Below are 22,810 nucleotides of genomic sequence, written 5' to 3' on the forward strand. Positions count from 1 at the left end.
ACTGATATGCTTAAAACACTCGACATAAAGAATTTCACTCTTATCGACCATCTGCAAATGCAGTTCTACCCGGGGTTCTCGGTCATAACGGGCGAGACGGGTGCCGGAAAGAGTATTGTCATTGGTGCCATCGGTCTGTTGCTGGGCAACCGAGCCGACGCCAGGCAGGTGAAGAAGGGCAAGGACAAATGCATTATAGAGGCAACCTTCGACCTTAGCATCTACCACTCGGACGTGCTTAAGGACTTCTTCGTGAACAACGATCTCGACTACGAGCCCAACGAGTGCATCTTGCGACGCGAGCTTAACGCCAGCGGCAAGAGCCGAGCCTTCGTTAACGACACGCCTGTGAACCTTGCCACAATACGCGAACTTGGCGAGCAGCTTATCGATGTGCACAGCCAGCACCAGAACCTGCTGCTAAACAAGGAGGACTTCCAGCTTAACGTGGTGGACATAATAGCACGCGACAAGCAACAAATGGCCGACTATAAGCTGGCCTACGACGAATGGCGCAAGGCCGAGAAACAACTTGACGACCTGAAGCTGCAAATAGAGCGCAACCGCGAGAACGAGGACTTTCTGCGATTCCAGCACAAGGAACTGAAGGACGCCAATCTGCAAGCCGACGAGCAAGAGACCCTTGAACAGACTGCCGAGATAATGAGCCATGCCGAGGACATCAAGCGCGTGCTGCACGAGGCCGACCAACGGCTCGATGGCGAGGACAACGGCATAGTTGACGAAACGCGCAGCCTGGCCTCGCAATTGCATGGTATAGAGGAAATATATCCCGACGCAAACGAGCTGGCCGAACGCCTTGACAATTGCTTTATCGAGCTGAAGGACATCGCCCAGGAGATTTCGTCGAAGATGGACGACATTGAGTTCGACCCGCAACGCTTTAACGAGATTACCGAGCGACTGGACACTATCTATACCTTGCAGCAGAAGTTTCATGTGAGCGATATTGGCGGACTGATTGAGAAGCTCGACGAGCTGGACTCTCTGCTGAGCAACATCGACAATGGCGACGAACATCTTAAGGAACTCGAACAACAAGTGGAGCTTCTAAAGGCCAAATGCGAGCAGAAGGCCGCTGTCTTGACCAGTCTGCGCCAAAAGGCGGCAATAGAGGTTGAGGGCGAACTGTCCAAGTTGCTTGTACCGCTGGGCATTCCTAAGGTGCGCTTCAAGGTGGACATCAAGAAGGGCACACTCGGACCAACGGGTGGCGACAAGGTGCTGTTTTTGTTTAGCGCCAACTCAAGCACAGAGATGCAGCCCGTGGCTCAAGTGGCATCGGGCGGCGAGATTGCCCGCGTAATGCTCTCGCTTAAGGCCATGATAAGCAAGGCTATTGGTCTGCCCACAATCATCTTCGACGAGATAGACACAGGCGTAAGCGGACGTGTGGCCGAGCAAATGGCTTACATCATGCGCGACATGGGCGACGCTCATCGCCAAGTAATCTGCATAACTCACCTGCCACAGATTGCGGCTTTCGGCTCAACCCATTACAAGGTGGCAAAGCACGAGACAGCCGAAGGAACGGTTAGCACGATGACCAAGCTTGACGACGAGCAACGCGTTAACGAAATCGCGCAGATGCTTAGCGGTAGCGACATCTCGCAAGCTGCCATTGACAACGCCAAAACGTTGCTTAAAATGAAATAGAGACTTTTAGAAGGAAAGAAAAGAAACCTCAAACAAAATCCTTAGAAAAAGAAAATAATAGTAACAAATAAAAACAAATGAATCGTTTTTTAACATCAGTATGCGTTCTATTGCTTGCTGCGTGTAGTGTTAATGCCCAGTCGGCACAAGTTAAGAAAGCGGCAAAATCGACCTTCAAGCTTACCGCCTACGACTCTAACGGCAACGCTACGAGTTCTACTTGTGGCGTGTTTGTAACGGCCGACGGCGAGGCCATCGGTTCGTGGTCGGCTTTATCGTCGGCTGCCTCGGCTGTAGTAACCGACTTCAACGGCAAGACTTATCCCGTACAAAAACTTATAGGAGCCAACGAGATTTACGACGTTTGCCGCTTTAAGGTTGGCACCCAGAAGGCTCAGGCCGCAACCCTTGCCAAGGCCTTAATGCCCAAGGACTCAAAGCTTTGGCTTGTAGGCTCGGAGCAGAAGAAACCTACAGCAGCCCAATACGAGATTGAGCGCCAGGAAACATTTATGGACAAGTATGGCTACTATGTGCTTGCCTTCCGCGACAGCCAGGGCATTCCGGGTAGCGCTATGGTAAATGCTAACGGCGAGCTGGTAGGATTGTTCCAGTCGGCCCCAAGCGCCGTAGATGCCCGCTATGCAGCCCAGCTCAAGTTCGACGCGCTTACCATCAACAACCCTCTCTACACCAGCTCGGGCATTCGTTTGCAGCTACCTGCCGATAAAAAGGACGCTCAGCTTATGGTGATGTTTGCAGCCGACAAGGGCGATTCGGCAAAGTATGCCGGCTATATTTCCGACTACATCTCGCAGTTTCCACACGATGTGGACGGCTATTCGATGGACGCCTTGCGCCGCGTGAATTATGGCGACTATGCCGGAGCCGACAGCCAAATGCAGACTGCCTTGAAGCAGGCCACCAACAAGGCCGAGGCTCACTCGGAATATTCGCGCGTTATGTATCAGAAACTGGTCTACAGCAACGACTCGCTCTACAACGACTGGACATTAGACCGCGCCTACAACGAGGCCGAAAAGGCTTACAAGCTCGACGCCCAACCTGCCTACCAGCATCGCATGGCACAGATTCTTTACACCAAGGGCGAGTATCAGAAGGCTTACGACATGTTCGATGCTCTTACAAAGACGCCAATCTGCAACAGCGAGATATTCTTCGAGGCTGCCCAATGCAAAACCCAGCTTGGAGCGCCCAACGAGCAGGTTTTAGTGTTGCTCGATAGTTGCGTGGCACGTTGTCCACAACCTCTTACCACGATTTCGGCTCCCTACATCCTCACACGAGGCCACTTGCGCGATGCCATGAAGGATTATCGTGGTGCCCTGGCCGACTACAACACCTACGACACCCTGATGTTAGGCCGTGCGTCTGCCGACTTCTACTACACTCGCTACACATGCGAGGTTAATCTGCGCCAATATCAGCAGGCCCTTAACGACATAGCCCATGCTGCTGTTGTGGCCCAACCAGACATGCGTCCGCCTTATCTTGCCGAGCTGGCTTCGCTTCAGTTGCGCGTCAACAAGCTCGAGGATGCTGTCAAGACGGCCGACCTATGTCTTAACCTGGACCCAAAGTCTACCGACGCTCTTGTTATAAAGGGTGTGGCGCTAAACGCTCTTAAGCGCAAGGCCGAAGCAATAGAGTGCCTGAAGAAGGCTGCCGAACTGGGCGACAAGCGTGGCGACGAATACATCAAGAAGTACTCAAGCAAATAAGCAACATTTTTCATGGCTATTAATCATCACTTATTGTGATCGTTAATAGCCATTTGGTTTTATGGTTAATTCGTGGTTAATTTACGATAACTCGTGTTCTATTCGTGATTAATTTACGATAACTCGTGTTCTATTCGTGGAAAATTTACGATAACTCGTATTCAAAAATAAAAGTAACAATCCTACAGAACAACAAAAAAAACGCTTGGAAAGATCACTCCCTCCAAGCGCCCAACCTTATATCCTTAAGGCCACCACCTTAAGGCATGATTACAATCCTAATTTAATAATTATCGTCATCATCCGTAACATCCTCCGCCTCAAGGTTAAGGTCTTCTGGATCTGTATCGAATGTTGTACGATAACTTTCCTCCGTGAGCTTGTCCTCGTCGAAGGTATCGTCGTCGTCATCGTCGTCGCCATACTTGTCGTCTGGCAAGTCCTCTTCTTCGTCGTCCTCCTCGTCGTCCTCACGGTCGTATTTGTCGCGGAAATCGTCGTCGTCAACCTTGGCCACTGGCTTCTCTACCTCAGGCTTCTCCTTGGCAAAGATAGCCTCAACCCAAGCGCCCTTAGTAATCTCCAGCACCTCGAAACCATCATTCACCTTCTTCTCGTACATGCCGCCTGGCTTGTGCAGACGGTCCTTAGGAAGTGTTGTTGTGCTGATGTCGAATCCGCTTTCTATAATGTCCTGTATGCTCTGCGAGAGCGAGTCCCATCCACCACCAAAGTTACGGTCGAGCACCTCGATAAGCTTGGCAGCCGAAATATGACGGATATTCTCGTAGGTAAGGTCGGTAACGCGCATAATAGGGCGCTTCTTTATACCATACTTTCCCGAGTCGTTGTCTGTAATATGCAACGAAGCAATGGTAAATCCGCGGTCCTCATACTTCTGTATAACCACAGGTTTGTCTATCTTTATCTCCTCTATTTCAAAAGCGCTGCGTATCACGTCAACAAAATGACGTCGGTTGTCCTTAAAGTCCGCGTCCTTCTCGGCTGTTTCCCACATTCTAAGGATATCGTTCTCTTGAACTTCCCATACATTACTTTTTGTCAACGTTTTGAGTGTCAAAGCTTTCTGTTGTTTCATATATTGTTGTTTTATTGTCATTATTATTAGTATAGAGAAGAATGCCACGATTCCTCAAACGTGCACCTCCCTTTAATGTGCTGCAAAAGTATATACTTTAGTTCTAATTTCCAAGTTTTGATAAAGAAAATTTTGTGTAATTCGCATATATTTTCTAATTTTGCGACTATATATGAGTGAACCTTTAGCAGAAAGAATGAGACCTCGCACGCTCGACGATTATGTTGGGCAGAAACACTTGGTTGGCGAGGGTGCCGTCTTGCGCAAGATGATTGACGCGGGGCGCATATCGTCGTTTATATTATGGGGACCTCCCGGAGTAGGCAAGACCACGTTGGCACAGATCATTGCCAACAAGCTCGAAACGCCCTTCTACACCCTTAGCGCCGTTACATCCGGAGTTAAGGATGTGCGCGACGTGATTGAGCGGGCCAAGAGTGGGCGCTTCTTCAATTCAGCCTCCCCCATCCTGTTTATCGACGAGATACATCGATTCTCCAAGTCGCAGCAAGACTCCTTGCTCGGAGCCGTGGAGCGTGGCGTCGTCACACTTATCGGAGCCACTACCGAGAATCCGTCGTTCGAGGTAATACGCCCTTTGCTGTCGCGTTGCCAGTTGTACGTGCTCAAGCCGCTCGAGAAGGACGACCTACTCGACCTTGTCAATCGCGCCATAACATCAGATGTAGAGCTAAGCAAGCGCAACATACAGCTCAAGGAGTCGGGTGCCTTACTGCGCTATAGCGGAGGCGACGCGCGCAAGCTTCTCAATATACTGGAGCTTGTTGTCGAGGCCGACGGCAACGAACAGGTGGTTATTACCGACAAGATTGTGGAGAGCCGTTTGCAGCAGAACCCCCTTGCCTACGATAAGGACGGCGAGATGCATTACGACATCATCTCGGCCTTCATCAAGTCGATACGCGGCTCCGACCCCGACGCCACGCTCTATTGGATGGCACGCATGATTGAAGGAGGAGAAGACCCGCAATTCATAGCCCGCCGACTGGTTATCTCGGCTGCCGAGGATATAGGACTTGCCAACCCTAACGCCTTGCTTCTGGCCAATGCCGCCTTCGACGCTGTAATGAAGATCGGATGGCCCGAAGGACGCATTCCGCTTGCCGAGGCTGCCGTCTATCTGGCTACAAGCCCCAAGAGCAACTCTGCATATAACGGCATAAACGATGCTCTGGCATTGGTACGTAGCACTGGCAACCAGCCTGTTCCGCTCCATCTGCGCAACGCCCCAACAAAGCTTATGCAGAGCCTGGGCTATCACGACGGCTACAAGTACGCTCACGACTATCCAGGCCACTTTGTACAGCAGCAATACATGCCCGATGCCCTTAACGGCAACACGCGCATATGGCACGCCCAACACTCGCCTGCCGAGGAAAAGTCGTACCAGCAAATGCTTAAGTTGTGGGGCGACAGATTTAAGAATTGATAAAGATTTAAGGACTGATGAAGATTTAAGGATTAATGAAGATTTGGGGACTGATGAAGATTTGAAGCACCCAGAAAGAGGTACTCTCAGTAGTACAACGATACTTCTCTAACATCCCTATCAATAACAAGACAAACTAATAAAATATAAAAAACTGAATATTAAAATGAAAATCGTAGTAATGGATGGCAACGGCGTCAATCCTGGCGACATGTCGTGGGAACAGATAGAACAGTTTGGCAATCTTACTGTATACAAGCGTACTGCTCCCGAAGAGGTAATAGCCCATGTTGGCGATGCCGAAATAGTACTTACCAACAAAACTGTTTTCGACGAGGCCACAATTGCCCAGTTGCCTAATGTCAAATATATTGGCGTGCTTGCCACAGGCTATAATGTTGTCGACTTGCAAGCTGCCAGCAAGCGCGGAATTGTCGTAACTAACATTCCTGCCTACAGTACCGACAGCGTGGCACAAATGACCTTCGCCCACATTCTTAACGTTACCAATCACGTAGACCATTATGCACGTGCCTCGCACGATGGCGAATGGAGCCGCTGCCCCGACTTCTGCTATTGGGACCTACCCCTAATTGAGCTTGCGGGCAAGACGCTCGGCATCGTAGGCCTGGGCAACATCGGCATGAAGGTGGCGCGTCTGGCTGCCGACTTTGGCATGAACGTCATCGCCCTAACAAGCAAGCAGGCCGACCAACTACCACAATACATCCGTAAGGCCAGTATGGACCAGCTACTCTCTGATAGCGATATCATTTCGCTACATTGCCCACTAACGCCCGACACACACCAGTTGGTCAACAGCTCCACCATCAGCAAAATGAAGAAGGGCGCCATCGTGGTAAATACAGGCAGAGGTCCGCTCGTAAACGAGGAAGATGTGGCCGCAGCCCTACACAGCGGACATTTGGCAGCCTATTGCGCCGACGTGATGTGCCAGGAGCCACCAGCTGCCGACAATCCTCTGTTCCTCGAGCCTAATGCCTTCATAACACCCCACGTAGCTTGGGCGTCAAAAGAGGCACGCACGCGCCTTATGGCCATTGCCGAAGAGAACATCCGAACATTCCTTAGTGGTAAACCCGTAAACGTAGTGAACAATATATGATGTCGCACCAAGAGCTCTACGAGCCATTACTCAATGTTATTGAGTTTCTCGGAACCTTTGCCTTTGCCATCTCAGGCATTCGTCACGCAGCAGCCAAGCATTTCGACTGGTTTGGCGGATTTGTCTGCGGCATTGCGGTTGCTATTGGTGGCGGAACACTTCGCGATATGATGTTAGGCGTAACACCCTTTTGGATGACCTCCTCCATCTACCTCATCTGTACGCTCATAGCCCAGATGTTCGTCATCATCTTTGCTCACTCGCTCAAGCGCCTGGACAACACGTGGTTCTTCTTCGACACCTTAGGCCTTGCCCTCTTTACGGTAGCGGGCTTACAGAAGACGTTAGATTGCGGACATCCCTTCTGGGTAGCCATCATCATGGGCACAATCACAGGTTCGGCGGGCGGCGTAATCCGCGACGTGCTCCTCAACAACGTGCCAGTAATCTTCAAGAAGGAGATTTACGCCATGGCAAGCATCGTTGGAGGTGCCGCCTATTGGGGACTGGTAGAGTGCGGATGCGACATGACCGTCTCAGTAATCATCGCCTTCGTGCTCATCGTGCTGATACGTATATTTGCCGTCAAATACCACATCTCGCTGCCCGTATTGCGTGGCGAGGAATAAGTAGACTGATTTTGCCCTACGCATAACAACCGTCCACATCCCTATCCTATTGAATGGGGATGTGTACCCTCCTATGTTCTCTACGGCCACGGCAAGCACAATTCTGCCGTAATGAAAATCTATCGTTATCTTGTCTTCACTCCGTATATCTCATAGTCCTTCTTTCGTCTTTCTACTATCGGCGTATTCTTCCCGTCGTAGTACATATCAAACCATGTTGACGATTCTTTTGGTTTCATACTATCACTCAGCACAAAATGTTTGCCGTCCAACGACCGTTGCTGTATGTAATAATGGTGTTGTCTATATGCAGTCTTGACGAACACTTCTCTTAATCCCAAGAAGCAAATGTCATCGTACATCCTTATCTCTGCTCTTCTGTAGGTTTCACCATTGTTTCTTCCACATCTCATATACACTCCACCAATCTTCAAGAAATCCATGAAACCAATGGTGACAAATTCTGGTTCTCGGGTAAAACATGTCATATTCTCCAAATATACCCAGTATTCCTTGCCTTGCTCCATGAAATGAAGCAGAGTGTTGTCCTGCAGCTCTGCAAATTCATACGTCTGTTCTGGCATTTCCATTGGTTTGTACAGTTCGGTGCGTACAAGGTATTTACCTTCTCTGCTTTGCACTACTCTTATACCGTATGCCTGAGGATATATCTTGGCATAACTGCCTAATGACTCCCATTTATCCATACAATGTCTTCTATAGTATACTTGGTAATTGTTCTTCGTGACGCAATTGACTCTCAGATTGGCAGGTTCTTTATAATCAGCCAACTGTGTCTTGCCTTCGATGTGGTCTATTTTTATTTCTGGTCTGAAAAACCTTATATATTGTTTCTTTTCCCCTTCAAATTGCTTGACCTCTTCTTTCCATGTGTTTCTCCTTTCCGCTAATTCTTCAGCTGTCATAGGATGCAACATACTATCCCAAGCCTTGCGCCAAGCCAAACCTCCTTGTTCGTCTTCCCAAATCGAAAGGTCTTCTATTTTCTCCTTAAACATGTATAGTCTGTCTGGCTCTGATGGCTGCACAAAGAAATTGCGGAACCGCAGCCCTTCGTCGGTCCCATTGCCCAACGCATTCCGCAATACAAAACAGTTCTCGTCCATCTTACGTGTCTTTACTCTCGGATAGAGGCGCAGTCCGTCTGTAGTAGAGAACTCCATAAAACCATGCTTTTCTATTCTCGGTCGCTTGAAGAATCTAACTCCATTACGCAAGTCCATCCATGGACGTTCTCTGTCTATCTTCCGTCGAGAGTACAGCTTGGCTATTCCGTATGCTTTCAGTTCTACCTTATTATATTCACAGGGTAGCACTTCCTTATCGTCCTTATCCACAACACCCGACAACCCTTCCTTGTTGCCAACTATCTCGTAGCCGTATGCTTCCTCCAAGTCCATACGTTGCCCCTCATGTGTCATAACGGTAATCAACTCTGTTCGTGCGTCCGAAGTGATTCTCTCTTGTTCGTTGCAAACAGAATAGGCTATGTTATACTGTCCTTCCACTTCCCCTGTCAGAATGCCTTTACCAGCGATACGTCCCTCAAACATGGCTTGCCAGTCTCTGTCATCTGACGGCAGACCAAACAAACGGTACAGTCCGACATTGTCTAATATCAAGCAATACTTCTTGCCCTCAAACACACGCATGCCACGTCCTACTTGCTGCAGGTATTTTGCCAACGACAGTGTGGGTCTCGCCAACTGAATGAACTCTACATCGGGACAGTCAAAACCTTCACCAAACAAGTCCACATTCACCAACACTTGTATGTCGTTAGTCTGTTCCAAAGAGGCATAGCAAGAATTACCATAACGATCTCCTACACTTGTTTTCTTAAACCTTTCAATGATTTTCTTTCTTTCTTCAATCGATGTCTTGCTGCTTATCGCCACTGCTTTTATTCCATGCTGTCTGTACGCTTCCGCTATATGCTCCGCATGAGCTATGTCTATGGCGTAAGTAATGCCTTTCTTGTTAGCTGCATATCTTATCACCGTATCGCAAAGCCTCTCGATGCTTGGCTGCACATTCAGCTTCTCGCTCATCTCTCTCAGCGAGAAGTCTCCGTCGGCACCACGTTTCTTCAGCGAGTTCACCAAGTGCCAATCCTCACTATCCTCTCTTATGGACATATAGTCATACAACGATAGCCACCCATCGGCAATAAACTTCTTTACCGACCACGACTGCAGCAGCACATCAAACAAATCGGTGAACCCTCGTTTAGTCAGTCGGCAAGGCGTGGCAGTCAGTCCCAACTTCTTTGCCTCAGGATAAGCATCCATCACCTCCTTATAAGTCTTCGCCACGGCATGATGCGCCTCGTCAATTATGATGAGCGAAGGCTTCTCCTCCAATTCATGATAATGCTTCGATAGCCACTGTATAGAGAAAACTTTGATAAGTGAAGAGTGAAGAGTGAAAAGTGAAGAATCCAATGGGTTAAGTGAAAAGGGAAGAGTGAAAAGTGAAGAATCCAATTGCTTTGCAAGTGTTTCCTTTATCTGTTCCACCAATTCACGCCGATGCACCACAATCCACACACATGGATTTTTCCATTTTAACTTTTCACTTTTCTCTCCATCTGGATTTTTCCCTTTTAACTTTTCACTTTTCACTACTTCTGCAAGAAGTATCGTTTTTCCTGTTCCAGTAGGCATCTGAACCATAACGGATTGATGAGACTCAAAAGCCTTCTCTATCCGTTCCTTCATATCCTCTTGGTAATCAAATAGCTTGATTTCTTTCATTCAAACACCTATTTATAACACATTACCCAAGTAGTTTTTCACATAGTATTTGTCTGGATACTCAGCAATCATTTTCTTGATGCCGTCCTTGATCACCTCATCTGCACACACCAACATGTGCAAAACAAGCCTCCACCATTCTTCGAGAGTACCTTATCTATCTTATCAAAATCTGTATTTGTGTTCATACAATGTTCCCCTTGTTAAACCATCCAAAATATTCACTTAAAAGTGAACAGTCTTTAATTTCTTTATGTATTTTTGCGCAAAAGAATGGTGTTATTACCATTGAGAAGAATATGATAACCGATATAGAAAGTGCAACCTTTGAAATTTAGTAATTATGGTACAGAATAAACTTTTCCGTGATTGCCTTGCAGCAATGTCGCCACAACTTCACCACACAAACCATTGCTCGCATTCAAACCGCATTGGGATGTAACTTAATAAATATTGCTCATTAGGTATATTGGAGAGTCAGAGTAAAGGCTCTCCAATTTTTTACTATATTTTTCGGTATTCACTATTGAACAAAACTTCATCAGTATCGAAATAGACTTCTGCGATTAGATGCTTTTGGAGATAATCATAATTCTCATAGTCTTCTTTGAATTTCTCCATATCAACATCCATATCATGCACATAGATATTGTACTGCCTATCTGCGTGTTTCTTTTTGAATTCAGAAACATAGTTGGATAAATGGAACACCAACTTTATAGACACCTATGCAAGTGTCTATATAATAAATAAAAAAAATAAAAGATTAGAACCCCATTGCAGTATCGCTCTGCACTATGCCGCCACTCGGATGAGGAGAATTTGAATTGTCTTTGAAAACTTAATGGTTAGCTATTTCTTTCTGTGAAAGGCCTGTTGCTTTCATTATATTGTCGATAGACATTCCCATTTCAAGAAGATTTCAAACTTGTTTAAAGTTTGCCGAGTCGTGATGGCATTCGATGAGAGCAAATTCCAAATTGCTTCTATAAAGTATCTCATTATGCGTATAGTTTTTATACGAATGAGCAATTAACAGACATATATGCAGCCAGCACATTACGTCCATTAATCGCTCATCAACCAATTGCTTATCTTACAATCGCTTCCTTAATGCTCTCTACGATATACTTCACATCATCATCCGTAACATACGGACCTGCTGGCAGACAGAAGCCAACCTTAAACAGTTCCTCCTCTACCCCATTGGTATATACAGAAGCACCCTCATACACGGGTTGTTTGTGCATAGGCTTCCATACCGGGCGACACTCAATCTTCTTGCCCAGCATGAACACACGCAATGCCTCTACATTTTCGTTAGGCTGACAGTCGGTTGTTGCTGAATCAACGGCATGGATTACACCAGCAGCTCCACCTACGGCAGTCTTAATCACTTCCTTGTAAGCGTTCTCCTGACCTTGAATCTTCACATCTGCATCCAAAGTGGCAGCGCAAAGCCAGAAGTTTGCGTCATAGCGTGGGTCTGTTGGCTGTTTGTGGATATGTACTCCAGGAACATCCTTCAACAGTTCCTCATAGAGCTTCTGCACATGCTTGTGATGAGCGATATGGTCGTTAAGCACAGTCATCTGACCGCGACCGATTCCCGCACACACGTTCGACATACGATAGTTGTAGCCGATAGCCGTATGCTGATAGTAAGGATAAGCGTCGCGAGCCTGTGTGGCATACCACATCACCTCATTGGCATCCTCAGCATTACGGCAAATCAAAGCACCACCACCAGAAGTAGTAATCATCTTGTTGCCATTAAACGACAGCACACCATACTTGCCGAATGTACCCAACACTTGTCCATCAAAGCGCGAGCCCATACCCTCGGCAGCATCCTCCACCACTGGAATGCCATACTTGTCGGCAATAGCCATAATCTCGTCAATACGGTAAGGCATACCATACAGAGCTACAGGCACTATAGCCTTAGGCAACTTGCCCGTCTTCTCTTTACGGTCAATGATAGCCTTCTCCAGCAAAGCAGGATCCATATTCCATGTCTCTCCCTCTGAACCTACAAACACAGGCTTTGCACCAAGATAAGTGATAGGATGACTTGAAGCACAGAACGTAAAGCTCTGCACCAGCACCTCGTCACCAGCCTTAACACCACATCCAATCAGTGCCAAGTGAACAGCAGCAGTACCAGCGCTCAAGCAAACCACCTCACGCTCTAATTCAACATTCCTAACTCCTAATTCCTCATTGGAAGTTTGACTACAGACAAACTTCTTTAGGTCTTTCTCGAAAGCATTTACGTTTGGACCCATCGGCACCACCCAATTGGTGTCGAAAGCCTCCTTAACGTATTTCTGTTCCAAACCAGCCTCACTCATATGAGCAAGACACAGATAAATCGTTTTTCTTTCCATAATTAAAAATTTATATATTTAAAAATTTGGTATTTACGTCACTATAATGCATGTACAGTATATACATGCACAACAGGGTATGGCGACTCCGCCATACCCACTATATCATAAAAAAAGGCAATTGCCTTAAAAAAATATGAATTGATAAAAAACAATTCAAAATTGAATAATTCAACATCGGCAAAGCCGACCATTCAAAACTCAACACTCAAAATTCAACATTGCGCACAGCGTAACGTAAGTATTCGGTATCCCCTCATATTTCCGATACGCATATGAGTTTTAGCCCTCCACCAGCTAATGCCAGTGGAGGTTATACCTTAATTTGACTAAATTATAAATTCATTTTATTATTCATCATCTTCCCAAAATTCAGGAAGAAGAGTATAAAGCTTATCCTTTGGCGTTGTCTTATGTTTTTTTTAAGTCGATGGCAAAATTACCCTCGCTATCTCTATAGCTTTTTTACATTCTCCTTTTTCTTCTGCACTATCCAAAGAATTCTTTATGTCTCGATAAGCCTTAAGGCTATAATATCACACGCCTCTCATTTCATTGATAAAGTCGTCAACACTTTGAAGTTTTCTACCTTCAATCTTTGCAACCTTCATTTCACTTATAGCTCTTGTCAAGCTATCCTTAACATAAGCCTTCTGTTTTTCCTCTAACATCATGAGTGTTAAGTATTAACACTGTAAAAGCTTAAAGCATATCAATCTCTTTCTGTGAAAGCCCCGTTGCTTTCATTATATTGTCAATAGACATTCCCATTTCAAGAAGATTTTTCGCTATCTCTATAGCTTTTTTACGTTCTCCTTTTTCTTCTGCACTATCCAAAGAATTCTTTATGTCGCGATAAGCCTTAAGGCTATCCTCGTATTCCCTGAGTTCAGCCCTTGTAAACTTGGCAATTTCGGCTTCAGCAAACAATCGGTTAAATACAGCTGTTTGCAAATATTCAGGCTGGCGGTCAAGACGCGAGAGGTTTTTAAGAATAAAGAGCCACTTGTCATAGTTGGTCTTAAGTTCTTCTATCCTCTTGTTGAACTTGGATATTTCCACATATTTAAATGTAAGTTTATCGTTGAACACTCGGTGTGTCTGCTTGTCAAGCAAACCAATGTCATGGTTTATAGTATCATCAGAAAAGGCAGGGTCGCTCATATCGTAGTTGAGCAGCGCCACTACATAAACATGCTTGAGCTTATAGTTCCATCCTTCCCCTTTTTGAGCCTGCTCACGAATGGGGAATGTGGCATAATACAACGAGCGATCCTTGAAATATGTTTGATATGCATTCTGCATCTCTACAATAAATTTCTCGCCTTTCTCGTTCTCGCAATACACATCGAATATCGCTTTACGATCGGTATGTACATCGCCCACATGCTCGCTATTAAGAAACGTTACGTCTTTCACAACCTGTTCACCATTAAATAAAGAGTTGAGAAAGTCAATAAGCAAATCCTTATTGGGTTTGGTGCCAAAAATTCGCTTGAAACCAAAATCGGTAAGTAAACTTATATATCGTTCTTCTGTGTGTCGCATAACGTTAATGTTTAGGAATTATCTAATGCAAAGATAGTGCAAACCGAGAGCAGAACATCAAGCTTGTTTGAATGTTTTGCCGAGGTGCAGCCTATTTTATGCAAAGATAAAAATATATGTTGAACTAAACAAGATTCATGGTCAATTCACGATAATTCACGACTGAAAAACTCAACATTCTTGCTCTGGCAAGCGGCAAAGCCTATTACAACATTCAATATTGCCAAAGGCAACCATTCAACATTGCGCCCAGCGCATAACTCAACATTCAACGTTGCCAAATTTTCCTTGTTCAATCTCCTCTTGCAAATACGAGTATACATACTGAGGAGACTGAAAATACAGCCCCGTATTAGGATTCTGCAATAAGCGATAAGTGTCAGAATCATATAAGATACTAAGAGCCTGACGAATTGTCAGCCCTCTCTTTTCTACGAGAATAGTTGCTAAGTCACGCTCCATACACTCAAGATAGAAAGCACGTCCAAAGTCCTTTGCAGGACGCGACATACTAAGGTTAATATTCTCAACCTTTACATTAGACCCATGATATAGTTTCATGTCAGCAATCCTCCTTTTTTACGGCAAAAGGCAGCAAGTCCTTCTACTTGTTCCTCAAACGACAGAGTATGCAAAATGCTATAATGTCTCTCTGCATACTCTATTCCATCGTGCAGACTAACATATCGGAAAGCCTGCATATAGCTCAAACCGAAATGACGCGCAAACAGTTTTATGAGCATGATTATATATTCTATCTTATCGGCTATCATATCATATTTGGACAAACTACTTATGTTCATCTTCAAACGCAAATTTACGTCATTTCCCCGACACTTACAAGTATTCTTACAATAATCTTTTGATTTAGAAGGAATGTTGCGCTCAGCCCGTAAAGACACTTACCAAAGCAAGAATTATAAGCAAATTCCTAATTGTTCAATTCCAAATCGCAGGCGAAGCCGAGAACAACTCCTAACTCCTAATTCAACATTCAAAATTTATTTTTGTTCCTCACCGCAGTATCGCTCTGCGCATATGCCGCCACTCGTATGGGGATAAAAATTTAGATATTGTTAATATTACACTTGAGAGAGTTCATATTCAACTGAACTTATAAAACCATCAGAAGCAAGGAAATGCAAAATTTCATCTTTGTCCATACCACCCTCAAACATACTTCGAGCTAAAGTCATACTATTCGCTCTACGGTTTTTCAATGTTTCATCATTCAGATTAAACATTGTTATTGTATTTTCTGCTAATGTGTCATTACAATCAGATGGTTCCATAAAACCGTCAGTATAAAACTTGAACCTACCCGTGAAATCATCAACTACCGGATCAAGTATATTTTTATATCTCTTTTTGGAAGAATCATAATCACTCTTCTTTATATGATCATCTTTCCAATCTGCACCAAAACGATAATCTTTAACCGCAGCTATCATATTTGTCCAAGAGAATGTTAAATTAGGGTCGATGTCCCGCTTAACATAGTGGTCTATATGTTTCTTTCCGCTACTAAGAGGTATTTCGGTATATCCACATAATTCGCCTTGATCCAATTCACATTGGGTCAAGCAATCATCATATACATGTTTATTATGCTCATCATGGATTTCTTTCCACATAGTGTGCTTCTGCTCCTTGAAATCATCAAGTGATTTGGGAACTGTACTTTTACATATGTGTCTCATCTTAAACCGTTCCTTTTAGCTTCAACCATTAGTCTAACCATATCAGAATCTGCAGGACCTATGATCTGCATAAGTTTTCCGAAGAGTTCATTGAACCGTTCTGCATTCCCCATTCTGATAGCAGTATATGCTTTCTCTATATCTTTAGCCACAGTCACATTCCTCAGATATGGCATATCAAAGAAATTGTTCATAATACTGCTGACAGGTTTGCCATAAGGGTCGAAAGCCACATCTATTTTTTTCCCGTTATCAACAGCAATAACTTGATATTTTCTTATATCCGAAAGGACTAAAGGCGAATGAGTTGAAATGAAGAATTGGCAATTTTTAAAGATGCTTGTCAATTTATACACAATTTCCATTTGCCATTTGGGATGGAGATGTAAATCAACTTCATCAATCAGAATAATTCCTTCACCCTCAAGAGGATCATCCATTCCAGGATTAGCTATAGCCAAGCGTCTTGCAATATCACTCACCAAGGACAGATAGCACTTTTCTCCCTGCGACAATTGTGAAAACTCTATAACTTGCTCACCTTTCTTAATAATCATTGCTTGGTACGGTCTACGACGAACACGCATCTCACTAAAGTTTGGAAAGAAAGCAGAAATAGCCTTTCTTACAGCATTCAAACTATGGTCTCTATAAGACGCATCATCTCTAATCATTTCATTTTCGATATCCTCCTGACGCCTGTACCATTCAAAGAACGATCTGAAATTAGAATTACCCGACAACGCATCCTTATATACATCCCATATATTAGTTTCCGCTTTATGCAAGTTGACAGGAACAGAAGCGATGGCCCTTTCTACGGGGTAATACATCAAGACTGGCACATTACCTCCATGTTCTGCATTCTCAACAATCTCATCAGCCAAAACAGACATTTCGCTCAAATCCGTCTTATAAGCTGTTTGTCTTTTGCGAACCGTGTAAGCCTTCTTCTTCCCTAAACCCCAACTTACACCGTTCTCAGTATCTATAGACAAAAAACATGGCTCTTTGCTACCTATCCTGATATCCAAATTATTTGGTAATAATCCTTTTGCATTAGAAGAACGCATACGTGCTATAAACCATGACAATAACATTGCCAAAGCATCAAGCACACTCGTTTTACCTGCTCCATTGATACCTACAATCAAATTCATATGAGGGTCGGCATCTGCAATACTTAGATTTTCAATACCGCGAAAGTTTTGTATATGTATATCTTTTATTTTCATTACTTAAAACCATTTATATTATATTATGCAAGGATAGTGCAAACCGAGAGCAGAACATCAAGCTTGATTGAATGTTATGCCGAGGTGCAGCCTATTTTATGCAAAGATAAAAATATATGTTGAACTAAACAAGATTCGTGGTAAATTTATGGATAATTTCTGGTAATTCGTGTTCCATAACAATTCAAAATTGTTCAATTCCAAATCGCAGACGAAGCCGAGAACAACTCCTAACTCAAAATTCAAAACTCCTAATTCATAGAAACTCCTAATTCATAGAAACTCCTAACTCAAAATTCAAAACTCCTAACTCATAATTCCTAATTCCCTACACTTCTTCCCCCGCAAACTTCACCTTAAACCCAAGTACTGTTGCGAATATCATTTCAATATCCTTCCAGAACGAGTAGTATCGATAGTAATGACAGTTCAGGCGCACTTTATCAGGATAAATCACGTTATCGTTATACCACACAGCAACTTCCTGATCACTCTTCACTATCAGCTCAGCATATTCCTTATCTGATATTTTAATCTGCGGATAATTCGTGGTCAATTCATGGTAATTCATGTTTCTAAAGTCCTTCATAAAGTCCGAAATCATTTCGTCCTCCAGTCTATACTTCAGAGTAGCAGGACCAGTAATGCCAGGACGCAACTTCAGTACATCCCTATCATCACCTTGCAGTTTATCCGCATAACCAGGCACATCAGGACGAGGACCCACAAAACTCATATTACCAATCAATACATCCCACAGCTCAGGCAACTCATCAATCTTATAATGTCTTAGCTTAGCACCAAACGGAGTGATACGACTATCGCCAGCCACCGAAACAGAAGAGCCAGAATGCTTCACCGTCATCGAACGGAACTTATGACAAGTAAACAACTTGCCATCCTTTCCAACTCTCTTCTGACAGAAGAAAGCCGGACCACCTGGCATCTTCTTATGGATTAAAAACGCTACTATGGGGAATATCCACCAAATCAAAAGCAGTCCCAATAGGGATGCAACAATGTCAAAGAGTCTTTTGAATATCATTTTATCTAAATATATTGTTTCCAAATTAATCCATCGTTTCATTGAGGAATTGATACCTCACACATAGCTTCATTCGTAGCTAAGAAAATCCATTTAAAGGTATTGTATCTTTTTTCGATGTCCATTCCCCAAAGAGTTCCTACATTTTCTATTTCTTTTTCAATATTGTCTTCTGTTATTTCATCAATAGATAAATGTTTATTATTTTGACTAATCCTGCAATTCCAAGCCTCACAGTTTATCAATTGACGTTTCCTTTCTTCAAAAGGCATTGTTGAAGGAAGCATTTTCTTCAGTCTGAACTTTGCGAGTTCCCATATATACATCACCCTATATGTGGGATTTTGTCTTTGCTTCTCTTGTTCTTCTAAAAGTATCGATATAAATTCTGTATCTTGTAATTCTGGCTGTTGGCGCCAATAATTATTTAAAGCATCAGCATCAGACTTTTGCATTTCTTCTATACGTTTATAGTCTTCTGCTTTATATCTTACAACATAAGGGCTATCACTTTGTTTTGGTTTATTGCCATACCATAGTTGTTCTACTATTGGTGGATTCACTGCAAATATTGAAGAGTTTAAACTATAATCTGTCTTACGTAAATCCTTATAAGGTATAACCCACGAGTCGTTCCTATAATATACATTTAATAAATATAAAGCAGCCAAAGCATGCAATACAGCTTTTACATTACCATGCTTTAGAGAAGCAAACCTATCATGTTTTACTGCTTGATATGCCTTACCCCAATATGTTCCTCCTCTTTTATGAGCTTCTTTTAATGGTCTCAACACTCTATTTTCATCTTTCGTAAGATTGAAGAAAGGCGCAACAACTAAAACCTTTTTGTTATGAGTTTCCCACTTTATATCAATTAGTTTCAAGCAGTCCTCATCAAAAAACAGTGCTTTATCACCCCGCTCTTTTGTGCCACCATTAGCATGATACAATTCTTTTGAGATTGCCTCTATTTGAACGCAAATACGCACTAATAAGTCTGCCAAATGTGGGGAAAAAGTGTTCAGTTGTGCTTCATAGGATTGCGTTGTTTCCGTACCATTATGTCGCACAGTTATCTCATCTGTAATAAAGATGTATCTTGACACTTCTATCATTTCTTTTTCGAGATTCAAATATGTTTGCCAAAAAATATCAGACTTATTCATTCTATATTGTTTATATGATTAGCATTTCAATTTATTATTCACTACAAATACCCATGCTTCTTCCTCCACCCATAATGCCAACACTTCCATATTGGCGAGAGCAATACTTCCTGTGGATAATAGCGAACAAAACGAAGGTTTCTTGCAAATTGAGCAAACCCTCTCTTTATTCGTTTCTCTTTGTTTATCCTTGTTATGCGGTTGTCATATTGTCCGAAGTTACCTGCCAATAGTATCTCCTTCAATAGGAAAAGTCCAGACTTTCTTGACGATTCACAAAGCAAATATTCACCCTTCAATCCCAAAACCTCTTGCAAAACAAACATTGCCGCACCTGCAAAATCTTTCATGCCAAAACGACAAATGGTTTTATACGCACGCTTTCTCTCATCCGTTGTACTATTTGTCAATATATAGTAATAGTCCAACATTTGCCTTAAACCTATACCCTCAGAAAAAAGATGACGGTAGATATGCAACAAAGAATAAACAAGATTAAATGAAATAGTTGGATAAGCAAAACCTTCTGCAGAATCAAAGTTTTCAAATTGCTCCTTCGCCTTTAATCCAAACCAGGAAGTCAGACGATGGTCATAAATAAAATTATAAGAATAACTTGGCTTAAAATGAATTTCTACTTGCGCATCATTGAAGAACCGCATATCAGCATGTTTGATATCAATATGCGACACACTAACACCTCTGTGCTTTGCATAAGACACAACAGAAGCAATAGAAGCAAGCTCACCATCTGATGTTCCGACCCACATATCAATATCCCCGCTCTGACGATACTCTGGCTTGGGATAAAGCAAAGCCACGCCTTGGCCTTTAAGCACGCATCCTTTAAAGCCGCCTTCTTTCAAGATGGTGGTTAACTCTGCACAACGCATATTCAATTTGGCATTAGTTCGTTTTATTTTTTCTGCCATAGCATACCACTTTAAGAGTAAATCCCTCTTAGGACGTTGCTCATTGGGCAGTCTTTCAATGGCACAGAAAAGGAAACCAACCAATGATTGCTTTTGTGCGAAATAAAAGAGTCGTCTCCACTCTTCATCTGAGGGGCAACCTAAAAACTTATCCTTATTACCAATTGCAATTTGTACAAATTCAAATTCCAACATCTTATCTAAAAATTTTATAGGCAATCTTCTTTACCCACGGTGGCGAAACCAACATGCAGAACATCATATATCCAAATACTGTTGCTCCGAAGCCATATCCAAGAGTCTTGTTGATGATTTTACGATCGTGCAATTGTTTCTTTGCAAAAGCCCAACCATTACGACGCTTCTTGAACAATGAGTTGGTGAAACGGAAACGCAACACTACATCCGGCAAGTTGGCATGTTTTGTACCAGCCTTCATGCCGTCAAGCCAAAGCATAGTATCCTGGTTCTGTCTGTACTCAGGGCGATACTTACATCCAGCCTTGTCAAAGAAGCTCTTGCGGAACATCACAGCAGGATGGGCATGAGGATTTCTGCGGGCAAAGAAATTATAGCAATCATCCGATGTCAACGGATAAACGATTGTCTTTCCCCTACTCTCGCTGTTCTCGTCAATCTCCTCTATCGCTCCACCCACAACATCTATTTCGGGATGTTGTTGCAGATAAGCCATCTGCCTTTCAAAACGCTCAGGCATCGAGATGTCATCGGCATCCATTCGGGCTATATACTCATAACCCTCCTTAAAACAGATGTCAAGCAAATCGTTCAACACAATGGCAAGACCGCGGTTTTCTTTAAACCATTCCACGGTCACGCGTTCATCCTGCTCATACTTTTTCAAACACTCTTCCAAATCCTTGCCTACAGGACCATCCACCCCAATAAAGAGGTGAATGTCCTTGTATGTCTGATTTAGAATACTGTCAAACGACAGTTTAATATACTGAACTTTATCGTTCTTGTATACAGGTAATATTACTGCTATTTTTTTCATCTTAATCTAATTTTACATAATATAATCCTCTATGTCCTTCAAAGACACTGTCAAAGCATATAGCCTTTCCGTCTTGTCGCCAACGAGGATGAAGGTCACATCGAGTGTCATTATCATACTTGAATGGAGAGAACACCTTTGCCAACACCATTACACTCTCTCCCTTCGTGTCCGTATCAAGTCCTATCTTAACCTCCTGAATACGCGAACGGCTTGGATAGGTGTCAAACACTACAAGATTGTTGTCGGTAGGACAATAACTCGGATGACCGTCATTGCTTAACTGAGGCCAGATATGGGTCCATTCTTGGCTCTTGTCTTTCATCAGATAATAGCCAGGACCAAATTCCTTTTTTCTTTCAAAAGCAATTATTTCCTCGTCATTCTTCCAATAGCAATGGCTCACCATGTCGTCGTCGCTCAATACATACATGTCTGAGCCATCGACATTACATGTTACCAAACGGGTATACTTTCTTTGACCACAGAACCAACGATACAACACCATAAATCGCTTACCGTTTGGCGAAAGCATCAAATGGTTCACCTTATGCACACTTCCCTCCTCCTTCATTTCGTGGCGAGGCTCAAAGTTTGCAAAGTCTGTATATTTCAACAAGTCTGTTGCCTTTCCCGTTTCAATGTCTATCTTCCATACGGCAGTAGCATTAGGCAAAGCTATGCCCTTTGTCTTCTCTGGCAGTCCGGCATATCCATAACCCAATCGCAGACTATGCAGGCGAGAGAAATCCAAGCTCAAACCTGTCTTGCCATCGGCAGAAACAGTATAACAAGGCATTGGCAGAACTCTCTCTTCCATCGTCTCCACGTTAAGTATCACAGAGCAATACTTACCCTCACGCATATCATTATACAATATGCGAGACTTGAAATCAGGTCCCAACCATTGTGCCATACATCCTTGTTGCACATTCCAGGTATGCGTAGTTGCTATATGCTTTACATTATTGCCATTCTTAGTGTCAATAAGCAGGATATCTGCTGTACCCAAAGGGTCTGGCTCACTCCAAGTGTCCTTAGCCCTCATGCAAATCATATATCGCATAGTGGCATCCCATGGCGACTTGTCGTAGTAACCAAAGAAATACTCATGCGAAGGGTCGTCAGGCGACACCTTCACAATGTTGCCCTCCGACTTTATCTTCTTACTCACAGCATAACAACCCAACTGGTATGCACGCTTGATATATTTCTTAACACCAGGAACTTTGTTCAACTGGTAGTTTACTTTCTGCTCTAAACTCATTGTTTT

19 protein-coding genes and 1 pseudogene are annotated in these 22,810 nt (G+C 43.5%); 5 read left to right on the plus strand and 15 right to left on the minus strand.

Annotated elements, in window-relative coordinates:
- Positions 1-6 precede the first annotated feature (6 nt).
- Both recN and C9991_RS10950 read left to right on the plus strand, forming a co-directional pair.
- Complete coding sequence (gene recN, locus C9991_RS10945; RefSeq protein ID WP_106812538.1) at positions 7-1,677, plus strand: DNA repair protein RecN; 1,671 nt, start codon at positions 7-9, stop codon at positions 1,675-1,677.
- A gap of 77 nt (positions 1,678-1,754) precedes the next feature.
- A complete protein-coding gene (locus tag C9991_RS10950; RefSeq protein WP_106812539.1) occupies positions 1,755-3,419 on the plus strand; it encodes a tetratricopeptide repeat protein in 1,665 nt (554 codons plus the stop codon).
- Between the two features lie 283 nt (positions 3,420-3,702).
- Here C9991_RS10950 and C9991_RS10955 read toward each other — a convergent pair whose 3' ends face one another.
- Complete coding sequence (locus C9991_RS10955) at positions 3,703-4,518, minus strand: hypothetical protein (protein ID WP_106812824.1); 816 nt, start codon at positions 4,516-4,518, stop codon at positions 3,703-3,705.
- A 172-nt stretch (positions 4,519-4,690) separates the two neighbouring features.
- Between C9991_RS10955 and C9991_RS10960 the strand changes: the two genes are divergently transcribed.
- The 3 genes from C9991_RS10960 to C9991_RS10970 all read left to right on the plus strand — a co-directional run bounded on the left by C9991_RS10960 (position 4,691) and on the right by C9991_RS10970 (position 7,723).
- Entirely contained in the window at positions 4,691-5,968 is a 1,278-nt protein-coding gene (locus C9991_RS10960) for a replication-associated recombination protein A (RefSeq protein WP_106812540.1), read from the plus strand.
- A gap of 166 nt (positions 5,969-6,134) precedes the next feature.
- The gene (locus C9991_RS10965) at positions 6,135-7,094 is read left to right on the plus strand and encodes a D-2-hydroxyacid dehydrogenase (RefSeq protein ID WP_106812541.1); all 960 of its coding nucleotides are present in this window, start codon (positions 6,135-6,137) and stop codon (positions 7,092-7,094) included.
- A complete protein-coding gene (locus C9991_RS10970) occupies positions 7,091-7,723 on the plus strand; it encodes a trimeric intracellular cation channel family protein (protein ID WP_106812542.1) in 633 nt (210 codons plus the stop codon). Before C9991_RS10965 ends, C9991_RS10970 begins: the two co-directional genes overlap by 4 nt.
- A 125-nt stretch (positions 7,724-7,848) precedes the next feature.
- On the opposite strand, the gene C9991_RS10975 is transcribed toward C9991_RS10970, so the two are convergent.
- From C9991_RS10975 to C9991_RS11035, 14 genes and pseudogenes are all read right to left on the minus strand, one after another.
- Complete coding sequence (locus C9991_RS10975) at positions 7,849-10,500, minus strand: DEAD/DEAH box helicase (RefSeq protein ID WP_106812543.1); 2,652 nt, start codon at positions 10,498-10,500, stop codon at positions 7,849-7,851.
- Between the two features lie 841 nt (positions 10,501-11,341).
- A pseudogene (locus C9991_RS17360) lies at positions 11,342-11,413 on the minus strand (Rpn/YhgA-type helix-turn-helix domain-containing protein); the annotation flags it as partial.
- A 178-nt stretch (positions 11,414-11,591) separates the two neighbouring features.
- Positions 11,592-12,890 carry a DegT/DnrJ/EryC1/StrS family aminotransferase gene (locus tag C9991_RS10985; protein ID WP_106812545.1) on the minus strand — a complete coding sequence of 433 codons (1,299 nt, stop codon included), beginning with the start codon at positions 12,888-12,890 and terminating at the stop codon, positions 11,592-11,594.
- A gap of 536 nt (positions 12,891-13,426) precedes the next feature.
- Positions 13,427-13,564, minus strand: a complete 138-nt coding sequence (locus C9991_RS16905; protein WP_198643792.1) for a hypothetical protein — start codon at positions 13,562-13,564, stop codon at positions 13,427-13,429.
- A gap of 28 nt (positions 13,565-13,592) precedes the next feature.
- Complete coding sequence (locus C9991_RS10990; protein WP_106812546.1) at positions 13,593-14,438, minus strand: Rpn family recombination-promoting nuclease/putative transposase; 846 nt, start codon at positions 14,436-14,438, stop codon at positions 13,593-13,595.
- Positions 14,439-14,699: 261 nt separating this feature from the next.
- Positions 14,700-14,999 carry a DUF3990 domain-containing protein gene (locus C9991_RS10995; protein ID WP_106812547.1) on the minus strand — a complete coding sequence of 100 codons (300 nt, stop codon included), beginning with the start codon at positions 14,997-14,999 and terminating at the stop codon, positions 14,700-14,702.
- Positions 14,996-15,241, minus strand: coding sequence for a DUF3791 domain-containing protein (locus C9991_RS11000; RefSeq protein WP_106812548.1), 246 nt, complete (start codon positions 15,239-15,241; stop codon positions 14,996-14,998). Before C9991_RS11000 ends, C9991_RS10995 begins: the two co-directional genes overlap by 4 nt.
- Positions 15,242-15,520: 279 nt before the next feature.
- A complete protein-coding gene (locus C9991_RS11005; RefSeq protein ID WP_198643793.1) occupies positions 15,521-16,072 on the minus strand; it encodes a retron system putative HNH endonuclease in 552 nt (183 codons plus the stop codon).
- Between the two features lie 62 nt (positions 16,073-16,134).
- Entirely contained in the window at positions 16,135-17,373 is a 1,239-nt protein-coding gene (locus C9991_RS11010) for an AAA family ATPase (RefSeq protein ID WP_106812550.1), read from the minus strand.
- 328 nt (positions 17,374-17,701) lie between these two features.
- Entirely contained in the window at positions 17,702-18,418 is a 717-nt protein-coding gene (locus C9991_RS11015; protein ID WP_106812825.1) for a sugar transferase, read from the minus strand.
- A gap of 38 nt (positions 18,419-18,456) precedes the next feature.
- A complete protein-coding gene (locus C9991_RS11020; protein ID WP_106812551.1) occupies positions 18,457-19,587 on the minus strand; it encodes a hypothetical protein in 1,131 nt (376 codons plus the stop codon).
- Positions 19,588-19,628: 41 nt separating this feature from the next.
- A complete protein-coding gene (locus C9991_RS11025) occupies positions 19,629-20,714 on the minus strand; it encodes a nucleotidyltransferase family protein (RefSeq protein WP_106812552.1) in 1,086 nt (361 codons plus the stop codon).
- A gap of 1 nt (position 20,715) precedes the next feature.
- The gene (locus C9991_RS11030; RefSeq protein WP_106812553.1) at positions 20,716-21,537 is read right to left on the minus strand and encodes a glycosyltransferase; all 822 of its coding nucleotides are present in this window, start codon (positions 21,535-21,537) and stop codon (positions 20,716-20,718) included.
- A gap of 1 nt (position 21,538) precedes the next feature.
- Positions 21,539-22,804, minus strand: coding sequence for a TolB-like translocation protein (locus tag C9991_RS11035; protein WP_106812554.1), 1,266 nt, complete (start codon positions 22,802-22,804; stop codon positions 21,539-21,541).
- Positions 22,805-22,810 lie beyond the last annotated feature (6 nt).

The sequence above is a fragment of the Prevotella merdae genome (assembly GCF_900290275.1).
Taxonomy (GTDB): Bacteria; Bacteroidota; Bacteroidia; order Bacteroidales; family Bacteroidaceae; genus Prevotella; species Prevotella merdae.